This is a genomic window from Kitasatospora terrestris (assembly GCF_039542905.1).
Lineage (GTDB): Bacteria > Actinomycetota > Actinomycetes > Streptomycetales > Streptomycetaceae > Kitasatospora > Kitasatospora terrestris.
Window position 1 is genome coordinate 5617848 of sequence record NZ_BAABIS010000001.1, and the last position, 11894, is coordinate 5629741.

At 73.2% G+C, this 11894-nt stretch carries 11 protein-coding genes; 7 read left to right on the forward strand and 4 right to left on the reverse strand.

The features are described from left to right. Positions 1–4 precede the first annotated feature (4 nt). The gene (locus ABEB06_RS25835) at positions 5–691 is read right to left on the reverse strand and encodes a response regulator (RefSeq protein WP_345699273.1); all 687 of its coding nucleotides are present in this window, start codon (positions 689–691) and stop codon (positions 5–7) included. Then, positions 691–2322 (reverse strand): sensor histidine kinase, encoded by a 1632-nt coding sequence (locus ABEB06_RS25840; protein ID WP_345699274.1) that lies wholly within the window; start codon positions 2320–2322, stop codon positions 691–693. Before ABEB06_RS25840 ends, ABEB06_RS25835 begins: the two co-directional genes overlap by 1 nt. A 166-nt stretch (positions 2323–2488) precedes the next feature. Here ABEB06_RS25840 and ABEB06_RS25845 point away from each other — a divergent pair, with 166 nt between their 5' ends. The 3 genes from ABEB06_RS25845 to ABEB06_RS25855 are packed head-to-tail and all read left to right on the forward strand — an operon-like array spanning position 2489 to position 5260. After that, the gene (locus tag ABEB06_RS25845) at positions 2489–3307 is read left to right on the forward strand and encodes an ABC transporter ATP-binding protein (protein ID WP_345699275.1); all 819 of its coding nucleotides are present in this window, start codon (positions 2489–2491) and stop codon (positions 3305–3307) included. Further along, entirely contained in the window at positions 3297–4157 is an 861-nt protein-coding gene (locus ABEB06_RS25850) for an ABC transporter permease (protein ID WP_345699276.1), read from the forward strand. The genes ABEB06_RS25845 and ABEB06_RS25850 overlap by 11 nt, the downstream gene beginning before the upstream one ends. A gap of 38 nt (positions 4158–4195) precedes the next feature. Next, positions 4196–5260 carry an ABC transporter substrate-binding protein gene (locus tag ABEB06_RS25855; protein ID WP_345699277.1) on the forward strand — a complete coding sequence of 355 codons (1065 nt, stop codon included), beginning with the start codon at positions 4196–4198 and terminating at the stop codon, positions 5258–5260. An 11-nt stretch (positions 5261–5271) separates the two neighbouring features. Here the strand turns inward: ABEB06_RS25855 and ABEB06_RS25860 are convergent, their stop codons facing one another. Beyond that, a complete protein-coding gene (locus ABEB06_RS25860; protein ID WP_345699278.1) occupies positions 5272–6171 on the reverse strand; it encodes a ferredoxin family protein in 900 nt (299 codons plus the stop codon). Between the two features lie 99 nt (positions 6172–6270). Here ABEB06_RS25860 and ABEB06_RS25865 point away from each other — a divergent pair, with 99 nt between their 5' ends. Genes ABEB06_RS25865 through ABEB06_RS25880 form a run of 4 tightly spaced genes read left to right on the forward strand, consistent with a single transcriptional unit; the run spans position 6271 to position 9202 of the window. Beyond that, positions 6271–6567, forward strand: a complete 297-nt coding sequence (locus ABEB06_RS25865) for a WXG100 family type VII secretion target (RefSeq protein WP_345699279.1) — start codon at positions 6271–6273, stop codon at positions 6565–6567. Continuing rightward, positions 6564–7991, forward strand: coding sequence for a putative T7SS-secreted protein (locus ABEB06_RS25870; protein WP_345699280.1), 1428 nt, complete (start codon positions 6564–6566; stop codon positions 7989–7991). Before ABEB06_RS25865 ends, ABEB06_RS25870 begins: the two co-directional genes overlap by 4 nt. After that, the gene (locus tag ABEB06_RS25875) at positions 7992–8507 is read left to right on the forward strand and encodes a hypothetical protein (protein WP_345699281.1); all 516 of its coding nucleotides are present in this window, start codon (positions 7992–7994) and stop codon (positions 8505–8507) included. It abuts the gene before it with no gap. Continuing rightward, positions 8504–9202, forward strand: coding sequence for a hypothetical protein (locus ABEB06_RS25880; protein ID WP_345699282.1), 699 nt, complete (start codon positions 8504–8506; stop codon positions 9200–9202). The genes ABEB06_RS25875 and ABEB06_RS25880 overlap by 4 nt, the downstream gene beginning before the upstream one ends. 65 nt (positions 9203–9267) lie before the next feature. Here the strand turns inward: ABEB06_RS25880 and ABEB06_RS25885 are convergent, their stop codons facing one another. Beyond that, positions 9268–11715, reverse strand: coding sequence for a DNA gyrase/topoisomerase IV subunit A (locus ABEB06_RS25885; RefSeq protein WP_345699283.1), 2448 nt, complete (start codon positions 11713–11715; stop codon positions 9268–9270). Between the last annotated feature and the right edge of the window lie 179 nt (positions 11716–11894).

Genomic DNA, 11894 nt, shown 5'->3' on the forward strand with positions numbered 1-11894 from the left:
GCGCTCAGCGCGCGGGCGTCAGCACGTACCGGTGCTCCGGGCGGCCGGTGTCTCCGTAGCGCAGGGTCAGCCGCAGCCGGCTGTCGCGCTCCAGCTGCTTGAGGTAGCGCTGCGCGGTCGACCGGGACAGGCCGGTCTCCTCCGCGACCTCCTGCGCGGACAGCGGTCGTCCGGCCCGCCGCAGTGCGGCCAGCACCAGGTCGGTGGTGGGCGCCGAGTGGCCCTTGGGCAGGCCGGCCGAGCCGGGGGAGGTGCGCAGCGCGGAGAAGATCCGGTCCACCTCGTCCTGGCCGGCCTCCCGGGCGGCCGCCCCGGCCAGGGTGTGGCGCAGCTCGGCGTAGCCGGTGAGCTTCTCCCGCAGGCCGGCGTAGCTGAACGGCTTCACCAGGTACTGCAGGGCGCCGTGCTGCATCGCCGCGTGCACCGTGGACACCTCGCGGGCCGCGGTCACCATCATCACGTCGCAGCCGATCCCGGCCGCCCGCATCCGGCGGACCAGCGCCAGCCCGGTCTCGTCCGGCAGGTGGTGGTCGAGCAGCACCAGGTCCACCGGGTGCCGCTCCAGCGCGGCCAGTGCCTCGGCCGCGCTGTGCGCCCGCCCGACCACCCGGAACCCGGGCACCTTGGCGACGTACGCGGCGTGCACCTCGGCCACCCGGAAGTCGTCGTCCACCACCAGCACGTCGATCATCACGCCTCCACCGGTGCGATGTGCAGGGCCTCGGGCAGCACCACGGTGAACCGGGCGCCGCCGAGCGGGTCGTCCCCCACGGCCACGGTGCCGCCGGCCCGCTCGACCAGCCGGGCGACCATCGCCAGGCCCAGGCCGCGCGGGCGGTGCGCCGGGGCCCGCTTGCTGCTCCACCCCTCGTCGAAGATCCGCCCGCGCAGCTCGGCGGGCACCCCCGGGCCGGAGTCGGCGACCTCCACCACCAGGGCCGCGCCCTCGGCGCGCAGCGCCACCCGCACCGCGGGCCGGGTCCGGTAGAACACCTCGCCGGCCGGCAGCGCCCCGCCCGGACCGGGGGCGGCCGCGTCCAGGGCGTTGTCCACCAGGTTGCCGACCACCGTGACCAGCGCCCGCGGGTCGACCGCCGCGTCCGGCAGGTGGCTGTCCGGGGAGACCGTGAGGCGGACGCCGCGCTCGGCGGCCACCGCGGTCTTGCCCGCCAGCAGGGCGGCCACGTGCGGGTCCTGGACCTGTGCGGAGACCTCCGCCGCGAGGGCCGCGTGCGAACCGGACTGCTCGGAGATGAACTCCGCGGCCTGCTCGTGCCGGCCGAGCTCCAGCAGGCCGAGCAGGGTGTGCATCCGGTTGGCGTGCTCGTGGTCCTGGGCGCGCAGCGCCTCGGTCAGGCTCCGGGTGTTGTCCAGCTCGCGGACCAGCGACTCCAGCTCGGTCCGGTCGCGCAGGGTGGTGACGGCCCCGCCGTCCGCGGTGGCCATCCGGTTGACCACCAGCACCCGGTCGTCCCGGACGGCCGGCAGGTCGGTGCCGGTGATCCGCCCGGCCAGGACGTCCGCGAGCCGGCCCGCGGGGATCACCTGGTCCACCGGGCGGCCCACCGCGCCGTCCGGCAGCGCCAGCAGCCGGACGGCCTCGTCGTTGGCGAGCCGGATCCGGCCCCGGGCGTCGAGCGCCACCACGCCCTCGCGGATGCCGTGCAGCATCGCCTCCCGCTCGATCAGCAGCGCCGAGATGTCCGCCACGGCGATGTTGTGGGTGCGCCGCTTGAGCCGGCGGGCCAGCACCAGGGTTGCCGCCAGGCCGGCGGCCAGGCCCGCGCCCGCGCAGAGCAGGATCCCGGCGGCCATGTCGGCCAGCCGGTGGCGGATCGAGTCGTCGCTGATCCCGACCGACACCTCGCCGACGATCCGCCCGTCCGCCGCCCGCAGCGGCACCTTGCCGCGCGCGGTACGGCCCAGCGTGCCCCGCTGGATCGCGGTGACGCTCTCCCCGCGCAGCGCCGGCTCCGGGTCGGTGGAGACCCGCTGCCCGATCCGGGCCGGGTCGGTGTGCGACAGCCGGATGCCGTCCCGGTCGGTCACCACCACGAAGCTCGCGCCGGTGGCCAGGCGTATCTGCTCGGCGTCGCGCTGCACGGCCACCGCGTCGCGCTGCTCGGCGGCCCGGGCGATCGCCTCGTCCTGGGCGGTGACCCGGGCGATCGACAGCGCCCGCTGCATCGCGTCGCGGTCCAGCTCCCGGCTGACCGGGGCGAGGAACAGGCCCGCCGTCACCGCGGTGACACCGACGGTCACGACCGTCTGGCTCAGCAGCAGCTGGGCGAAGACCCGCCGGGGCCAGTGCGGTCGCCGCATCGCGGGCTCCTTCCTCGTCAGCCCCCGCCGCAGTTGTAGCGCAAGCAAAACGAGCAGAACAGCCCTCAACGCCCGAAAACCGCGATACGCCGACAAGACTGCCACCACCCCGACCTGCGCTCCTAACCTCCCGGAAACACAGCACAGACCCTGGAGGTGGTGGCCGATGGAACTGCCCGGAGCAGCCCCGGCGATCGAACTGACCGGCGCGACCAAGCGGTTCCGCACCCCGTCGGGCGCCCTGCACACCGCCGTCCGCGACCTGGACCTGACCGTCGCCCCCGGCGAGTTCGTCGCCGTGGTCGGCCCGACCGGCTGCGGCAAGTCCACCACCCTGACCCTGGTCAGCGGCCTGGAGGAGCCCACCGAGGGCGAGGTGCGGGTGCACGGCGAGCCGGTCACCGGCATCGACCCCGAGGTCGGTTTCGTCTTCCAGCAGGACGCCGTCTTCCCGTGGCGCACCGTGCTGTCCAACGTGATGGCCGGCCCGCGCTTCCGCGGCGTCCCGGCCGCCGAGGCCAGGGAGCAGGCCCGCGACTGGCTGGCCCGGGTCGGCCTCGCCGCCTTCGAGGACCGCTACCCGCACCAGCTGTCCGGCGGCATGCGCAAGCGCGTCGCGCTCGCCCAGACCTTCGTCAACGACCCGAAGATCCTGCTGATGGACGAGCCGTTCTCGGCGCTCGACGTGCAGACCCGGGCCCTGATGTCCGACCAGCTGCTGGAGCTGTGGTCCGGCACCGGCTCCTCGGTGGTCTTCGTCACCCACGACCTGGACGAGGCGATCGCCCTCGCCGACCGGGTGGTGGTGATGACCGCCGGCCCGGCCACCGTCAAGGAGGTCTTCACCGTGGACCTGCCCCGGCCCCGCACCGTCGAGGCCGTCCGCCTGGAACCCCGCTTCGTCGAGCTGTACCGCGAGATCTGGGCCTCGCTGGGCGAAGAGGTCCGGATCACCCGTGAGAGAGGAGCGGGACATGCCGCTTGAGACCGCCGTCGCACCGGCCCCCGCCGCGACCACCCGCACCCAGGTCCGCGAACGGGCCGCCCGCAACCGGAAGCTCGGCGTGTACGGCGCCCGGGCCGGCGTCCTGGTCGGCGTGCTGGGCCTGTGGGAGCTCTGCGCCCGGCAGGGCGTCATCGACCCGTTCAACTTCTCGCAGCCCTCGAAGATCTGGGCGCAGATCTGGCAGTGGACCACCCACGGCACCGCCCAGGGCTCGCTCGGCGAGCAGATCGCCTACACCCTGTACGAGGCGTTCACCGGCTGGGTGCTCGGCGTGGTCGGCGGCGTGCTGCTCGGCATCGCCCTCGGCCGGGTGCGCTTCCTGGCGGACGTCCTCGGCCCGTACATCAAGGTGCTCAACGCCATCCCGCGGATCGTGCTCGCGCCGATCTTCCTGATCTGGTTCGGCCTCGGCCCCGCCTCCAAGGTGGCCTCGGCGGTGGTGCTGGTCTTCTTCCCGGTGTTCTTCAACGCCTTCCAGGGCGCCCGCGAGGTCGACCGCAACCTGGTCGCCAACGCCCGGATCCTCGGCGCGAGCAACCGCCGGGTCACCCTGCAGGTGGTCATCCCCGCCGCCACCAGCTGGATCTTCACCAGCCTGCACGTCAGCTTCGGCTTCGCCCTGATCGGCGCCATCGTCGGCGAGTACATCGGCGCCACCAAGGGCCTCGGTCTGATGGTCGCCGCCGCCCAGGGCACCTTCAACGCGGCCGGCGTCTACGCCGCGATGACCATCCTCGCCGTCGTCGCCCTGCTCACCGAGGGCCTGCTCACCTTCGCCGAGAAGCGGCTCTTCCGCTGGAAGCCCGCCGACAGCGGCGACGGCCGCTGACCCGCCCCGCCCCCACCCTCCAGGAAGGCCCCACCCCCATGCGCAGAACCCTCGCCGCCGCCCTCGCCGCCGCGCTGCTCCTCCCGCTCGCCGCCTGTGCCAACGACGCCGCCTCCACCTCGCACAACGGCGCGGCCCCGGCCGGTGCCACCGTCGCGGGCGGGCCCAAGGTCAAGATCATGGTGGGCGGCCTGGACAAGGTCATCTACCTGCCGGCGATGCTCACCCAGCGGCTCGGCTACTTCGCCGAGGCCGGTGTCAACGTCGAGCTGATGAGCGAGCCGGCCGGCGTCAACGCCACCACCGCGCTGCTCGCCGGGGACGTCCAGGGCGCGGTCGGCTTCTACGACCACACCGTCGACCTGCAGGCCAAGGGCAAGAGCGTCGAGTCGGTGGTCCAGTTCTCGCAGGCCCCCGGCGAGGTGGAGGTGGTCTCCGCCAAGCAGGCCGGTGCCATCAAGTCCGGTGCCGACTTCAAGGGCAGGAAGCTCGGCGTGACCAGCATCGGCTCCTCCACGGACTTCCTCACCAAGTACCTGGCGGTGAAGAACGGCGTCAGCGTCAGCGAGTTCAGCCCGATCGCGGTCGGCGCCGGGCAGACCTTCATCGCCGCGATGCAGCAGGGCTCGATCGACGCCGGCATGACCACCGACCCGACGGTGGCGAACATCCTGGCCAAGAACCTCGGCACGGTGCTGTACGACATGCGCACCCCGGACGGCTCGAAGGCCGCACTCGGCGGGCTCTACCCCTCGTCCTCGCTGTACATGAACACCGACTGGGTGAACGCCAACAAGGACACCGTCCAGAAGCTGGCCAACGCCTTCGTGAAGACCCTGGGCTGGATGAACACCCACACGCCCGAGGAGATCGCCGCCAAGATGCCGGCCGACTACGCGCAGGGCGGCGCCGACCAGTACGCGGCCGCGATCAAGGCCACCCTGCCGATGTTCACCACCGACGGGGTGATGCCCGCCGACGGCCCGAAGACCGTGCTGGCCGTGCTCGGCGCCTTCCACCCGGACGTCAAGGGCAAGGAGTCGACCATCGACCTGTCGAAGACCTTCACCACCGAGTTCGTGAGCAAGGCGCCCAAGGGCTGATCGCGGGCCGGTCAGCGCGGTTCGACGGCCACCACGTCCATCCGGGACGGGGTGGCCGGCGCCTTTCCGCAGCTCTCCGGCCGGGCCGGCTCGCTGACGCCCTGCGCCACCCGGACCCGCCAGGAGCGGCCGTCGGCGTGCTCCACCTCGACCGACCAGCCCTCGCCGTCCGCGGCCTGGCGGAGCGTCAGCGCCTCGGCGTCCGTCTCGCCGGTCAGCTCGCGGACCGCGTGCTCTGCGGCCTGGCCCGGCCGGTCCCAGCAGGACCGGCCGCGGGAGAACTCCGGCACCGTGTGCCCCGCCGCGGTCGCCGCCAGCACCTCCTTCGCGCCGGTCGCCGAGAGCCGCCCGTAGGCGTAGCCGTACGGCAGCACCAGCATGGTCGGCGAGAACCGGTGCCCGCCCAGGTGGGTCACCTCCCACACCTCGCTGTGCCCGGCGCTCGCCAGCTCCGCCGCCAGCGGACGGCCGAGCAGCGCGCAGCAGCGGTCCCGGCGGCCGTTGGTGCACACCAGCGCGATCGGCCCGCCCACGTGGTCGGAGCCGCACCCGGCGTGGTCGCCCGCGCCCAGCGCCGCGAAGTCCAGCGCCAGCAGCTCCGCCGGATCCGCGACCGACAGCCGCCGCACCCAGGAGCGCCCCGGCGCGGTGTGCGCCACGACCACCTCGTGCCGGGCGCCCGGAGTCGCGTCCGCGTGCCGCCCCGGCCGACGGATCAGCGCCACCCGCACCCCGGTGCCGGCCGCCGCCGCGTCCAGCGCCCGCCCGACCCCGGTCTCCAGATGACTCTCGGTCAGCGCCTTCGCGCCCCACGGCCCGCTCTGCTCGACCAGCAGCCAGGTCGGGGCGGTCGCCGCGGTGGCGGCCAGCGGCTCGGACAGTTCGCTCGACAGCGTCGTACACGTGCTCACCCGGCCCAGCCTAGCGATCGCCGCGCCCCGGCGCCTTCGTCGGTGTTCCCACGGATATGCTCTGGCATTACCGAACGTTGACCATTCCATGGGGGAGTCTTGGGAACGTACTTCGCGGTCCAGGTCGGGGACCTCGACCGGCTGCTGTCCGACCTGCACCGCAGCCAGGAAGACCTGCGCACCGCGCTGGACGCGATGCGCGACACCGGCCCGAAGACCACCGGCAGCACGGCGCTCGACCACGCCTGCGACGAGTTCCACGACAGCTGGGACGACGCGATCAAGAAGATCGCCGACGGCACCCGGCAGGTCGAGGAGGGCCTCACCGCCACCAAGAAGGCCTACCAGGAGACCGACCGGGCCCTGCGCGACGCCTTCTCCGGAGGCGCGGCGTGAGCGACGCGTCCGAGTTCCCCACCCTCGGGTTCGACCCCGCGCCCGGCAACACCGGCAACGTCGGGACGCTGGTCGGCCGGCTCACCACCGCCGCCGGCGCCCTGGAACGCGCCTCCGGCACCCTCTCCTCGCTCACCCGCGGCAGCAGCTGGCAGGGCGACGCCGCCCGGGCCTTCGCCGGGAAGGTCGGCGAACTGCCCAAACTGCTCCGGGACAGCGACGACGCCGTCCGCGAGGCGGCCCGGCAACTCGACTCCTGGCAGGCCCAGCTGACGTCCTTCCAGGACACCGCCCGGCGCTACGAGTCCGAGGCGCAGGCCGCCAAGCAGCGCTGCGAGCAGTGCGAACAGGCCAAGGACCGCGCCCGCACCCGCTACAACACGGCCGCCGACTCGCCCGCCTTCGCCCTGGCCGGGCGCCTCTACACCGACGACGCCCAGCTGAGGGAGGCCCAGGCCCGGATCGACGGCGCCCAGCGCGAACTCGACGCCGCCGGCGGCGAACTCGACGACGCCAAGCGCGCCCTGGAGGACGCCCAGGACGCCTTCGACGCCATCGTCAGACGCGCGAAGGAACTCAAGGAGGACCACCAGGACGCCGCCGCCAAGATCGCCAAGGCCCTCCGCAAGGCCAACCAGAACGCCCCGGACACCAGCCTCTGGGACCGTCTCAAGGACGGCCTGAAGCGCGCCGGCCACGCCATCAAGGAGTGGGCCACCAAACACGCCGACCTGCTGAAGAAGATCGGCGACTGGCTGTCCATCGCCTCCACCGTCCTCGGCGTCGCCGCCCTGGTCACCGCCTGGTGCCCGCCGCTGGCCGGTGCGCTCGCCCTCGCCGGCGGCGTCCTGTCGGTCGGCGCGCTCGCCACCCACGGCATGGCGAAGCTCGGCGGGGCCAACGTCAGCGCGCTGGACCTGGTCGGCGACGGCCTCGGCATCCTGCCCGCCGGCAAGTTCTTCGGCACCGCCCTCAAGGGCGGCGCCAAGGTCACCACCAAACTCGTCCCCAAGGTCGTCAACGGCGCCCGCTCCAGCACCGAGATGGTCCGCGAGGTCGGCAAGAGCAAGATCATCACCGGGATCGCCGACGCCACCCGCGGCAGTGCCGTCCGGGTGACGCAGCTCGCCGACCGCGGCAGCGACCTGGTCACCGAGTTCAAGGCCCTGCCCGGCCTCGGCAACCGGATGAAACTCGCCTGGCAGACCCACGTCGCCACCACCGTCGAGGCGACCCTGGTCGAAGGCTTCAAGACCAGCAAGCTCGCCCAACTGCCCGTCCTGCGCGACATCCCGTCCCTCAAGGCCGCGATCCGCGCCGACGGCTCGCTCGACCCGATGTCCTGGTGGTCCCGCGGCCCGCTCGCCGCCGCCGAACTGCCCGGCATCGCCACCGACGTCTACGCAGCAGTCAGGGGGGACTAGATGCACCCGCCGCTCACCCCGTCCGCCGGACCGCGGTCCAGGACCGGGCTGGTCCTGTGGTTCCTCCTGCAGTGGCTGCTCGTCCCGCTGGACCTGCTGCTGCGCCTGGTCGCCGTCCCCTTCATCGCCGCCTCCGACCTGCTGACCGACGGCGCCTTCGACGCCGAAGTGCTCCGGGTGCTCTTCAAGCCCCTGACCCGGTGGGTCGGCCCGGGCAGGTTCGCCCGCGAGTGGGGCACCGACCAGCGCCGCTGGGACCGGCACATGAACCGGCTGTGCGACGCCGCCCTCCGCGCCCACCGCCGCCACCAGCGGGGCGGCACCGGACCCGGCGGCTGGACCTACCTCCGGTACGGCTCCCAGGGCAACACCCTGCTCATCTCCCCGAAGGACTACCGGGGCCTGACCACCGAACGGATCCACACCATCGCCGGCGCGCGCGGCCTCGTCGCCCGCTCCGGGGGCCCGTTCGGCATCACCCTGGCCCCCGCCGCCGAACGGAGGACGGCCCCGTGACCGCGCCCCGGCCCGAGACCGACCCGCAGCCCGAGACCGCGCCCCGGCCCGAGACCGGATTCGACTTCGTCGTCCCGGTCGCCTTCCACGACCTCGGCCTGCACCTCACCGACGAGGAACGCGCCGCCCACCTGGAGGAGATCTCGGCCGAGATCTGGTGCGGCGGCACCGACCACCAGCGCCGCAGCACCCAGGAGCTCTACGGGGGGATCGCCGACGCGGCCGCCGCCGACGGCGCCACCTACGCCGGGATCTGCATGGTCGCCACCGAGGACGACCGGGTCAGCAGCGCCTCGCTGATCATCCGCAGCGAGACGGTCGAACCGGCCGACGCCGAAACGATCGCCCGGACCCTGCAGGACGTCCTCACCCTCGACCCCGCGGCCGACGTCCACCGCACCGAGGTCGAGGCCGGCCCGGCCGTCGTCTCCTTCGTCGGCGTCGAATGGACACCGCCCGGCGGCGCCGCCGCGATCCCGATGGCCAAGGTGGACGTCTACCTCCCGCTCCCCGAGGCCTCGTCCCTCCTGGTGATGTCGCTGACCACGCCCTCGCTGCCCGAACTCCCCGACTACGTCGCCCTGCTGTCCGAACTCGCCGGAACCGTCCGGCTGCTCGGCGACGACACCCCCGTCCGTCTCCCCGCCCAGCAGGACGGCGAGTCCGCGGCCCGCATCGCCTCCGCCTTCGGCTGAACCCTCAGGAACCGGACAGGGAGCGCCCCCGCGCGGGGACGCTCCCTGTCCGGTCCGCCCGTCGGCTAGACCCGCTGCCCGATCGCGGCGATCGGCGCCTTCACCGGCGTACCCGAACCGTCACGGCGCGGATCGCGCTCCGGCAGCACCACCGGCGCACCCGCCGCCGTCGCCGCCAGCGCCGGCACCGCACCCGCCCAGGCGAACACCAGGCCGTCCTCCCCGCGCAGGAAGCGCTGGCAGCGGACACCGCCGGTCGCCCGGCCCTTGCGCGGGTACTGCTCGAACGGCGTCACCTTCCAACTGGTCTGCTCGCCACCCGTCAGCGTGCCCGACGCCCCCGCCACCGACACGACCACCGCGTCCGCCGCCGGATCCACCGCCGTGAACGACAGCACCCGCTGGCCGTCCGCCAGCTTGATGCCCGCCATGCCGCCCGCCGGCCGGCCCTGCGGCCGGACCTGCGACGCCGGGTAGCGCAGCAACTGGGCGTCCGAGGCGATGAAGACCAGGTCCTCCTCGCCCGAGCGCAGCTCCACCGCGCCGACGACCTCGTCGCCGTCCTTGAGCGCGATCACCTCGAACTCGTCCTTGTTCGCCGGCCACTCCGGCACCACCCGCTTCACCACGCCCTGCACCGTGCCCAGCGCCAGACCCGGCGAGGACTCGTCCAGCGTGGTCAGGGCCAGGGCGCGCTCACCGTCGTCCAGCCGCAGGAACTCACCCACCGCCGCACCGCCCGCCAGCGCCGACGTCCCCGGCGGCAGCGACGGCAGGTCGATCACCGCCAGCCGCAGCACCCGGCCCGCCGTGGTCACCACGCCGACGTCCGCCCGCGCGGAGGCCGCCACCACCGACACCACCACGTCGTGCTTCGCCCGTCCGCCCTCGCCCTCCAGCGGCTCCAGGTCCGCCGACCGCGCCAGCAGACCCGTCGAGGACAGCAGCACCCGGCACGGGTCGTCCGCCACCTCCAGCGGCACCGCCAGCGCCGCACTCGGCGCCGCACCCGCCTCCAGCAGCACCGTCCGCCGCTCGGTACCGAACTGCTTCGCCACCTGGCCCAGCTCCGACGACACCACGCTGCGCAGCTTGGTGTCCGAATCCAGGATCTCGGTCAGCTCCGCGATCTCCGACAGCAGCTTCGCCTGCTCCGCCTCCAGCTCCACCCGGTCGAACCGGGTCAGCCGGCGCAGCGGCGTGTCCAGGATGTACGCGGTCTGCGTCTCCGACAGCGAGAAGCGGGCCATCAGCCGCTCCTTCGCCTGCCCCGCGTCGTCGCTCGACCGGATGATCGCGATCACCTCGTCGATGTCGACCAGGGCCACCAGCAGGCCCTCGACCAGGTGCAGCCGGTCCTGCCGCTTGCGGCGGCGGAAGTCCGAGCGCCGCTTCACCACCGTGAACCGGTGGTCGACGTAGACCTCCAGCAGCTCCTTCAGGCCCAGCGTCAGCGGCTGCCCGTCCACCAGCGCCACGTTGTTGATGCCGAAGGTCTCCTCCATCGGCGTCAGCTTGTACAGCTGCTCCAGCAGCGCCTCGGGCACGAAGCCGTTCTTGACCTCGATCACCAGCCGCAGGCCGTGCTCACGGTCCGTCAGGTCCTTGACGTCCGCGATGCCCTGCAGCTTCTTGGCGTTGACCAGGTCCTTGATCTTCGCGATCACCTTCTCCGGACCCACCGTGTACGGCAGCTCCGTGACCACGATGCCCTTGCGGCGCGCCGTCACGTCCTCGATCGAGGTGGTCGCCCGGATCTTGAACGTGCCGCGGCCCGACTCGTACGCGTCCCGGATCCCCGACAGGCCGACGATCCGGCCACCCGTCGGCAGGTCCGGACCCGGCACGAACCGCATCAGCGTGTCCAGGTCCGCGCCCGGGTGCTTGATCAGGTGCCGGGCCGCCGCCACCACCTCGGACAGGTTGTGCGGCGGCATGTTCGTCGCCATGCCGACCGCGATGCCCGTCGCGCCGTTCACCAGCAGGTTCGGGAACGCCGACGGCAGGACCTGCGGCTCCTGCTCACTGCCGTCGTAGTTCGGACCGAAGTCCACCGTGTCCTCGTGGATCGACTCCACCAGCGACATCGACGCCGCCGTCAACCGCGACTCGGTGTACCGCATCGCCGCCGGCGGGTCGTCGTTGCCCAGCGAACCGAAGTTCCCGTGCCCGTCGATCAGCGGCAGCCGCATCGAGAACGGCTGCGCCATGCGCACCACCGCGTCGTAGATCGACGCGTCACCGTGCGGGTGCAGCCGGCCCATCACCTCGCCGACCAGGCGCGCGCACTTCACGTGCCCGCGCTCCGGCCGCAGGCCCATCTCGTTGGCCTGGTACAGGATCCGCCGGTGCACCGGCTTCAGACCGTCCCGCGCGTCCGGCAGGGCGCGCGAATAGATCACCGAGTACGCGTACTCGAGGAACGAGCCCTGCATCTCGTCCACGACATCGACATCGAGGATCCGCTCCTCGAAGTCACCGGGCGGCGGAGTGGGCGAACTGCGGCGGGCCATCGCGGCGGGGCTCCCTTGCATCTGCGGACGTCGACGACGATCGCCCCCATTGTGGACCCTCCCGCAGACAGCGCTTCGCAGGGCACCCGCTTCAGCCCCTGGCGAACGCCCCCGCAGCGCGGGACACGACCCGGGCCGTCACGCGTTGCACCACAATGGGGAACGACATCAGCCCCCCG

Excerpts from the sequence above, each read along its gene's own strand:
- ABEB06_RS25835 (WP_345699273.1), bottom strand. The coding sequence starts at position 691 with ATGATCGACGTGCTGGTGGTGGACGACGACTTCCGGGTGGCCGAGGTG.
- ABEB06_RS25840 (WP_345699274.1), bottom strand. The coding sequence starts at position 2,322 with ATGCGGCGACCGCACTGGCCCCGGCGGGTCTTCGCCCAGCTGCTGCTG.
- ABEB06_RS25845 (WP_345699275.1), top strand. The coding sequence starts at position 2,489 with ATGGAACTGCCCGGAGCAGCCCCGGCGATCGAACTGACCGGCGCGACC.
- ABEB06_RS25850 (WP_345699276.1), top strand. The coding sequence starts at position 3,297 with ATGCCGCTTGAGACCGCCGTCGCACCGGCCCCCGCCGCGACCACCCGC.
- ABEB06_RS25855 (WP_345699277.1), top strand. The coding sequence starts at position 4,196 with ATGCGCAGAACCCTCGCCGCCGCCCTCGCCGCCGCGCTGCTCCTCCCG.
- ABEB06_RS25875 (WP_345699281.1), top strand. The coding sequence starts at position 7,992 with ATGCACCCGCCGCTCACCCCGTCCGCCGGACCGCGGTCCAGGACCGGG.
- ABEB06_RS25885 (WP_345699283.1), bottom strand. The coding sequence starts at position 11,715 with ATGGCCCGCCGCAGTTCGCCCACTCCGCCGCCCGGTGACTTCGAGGAG.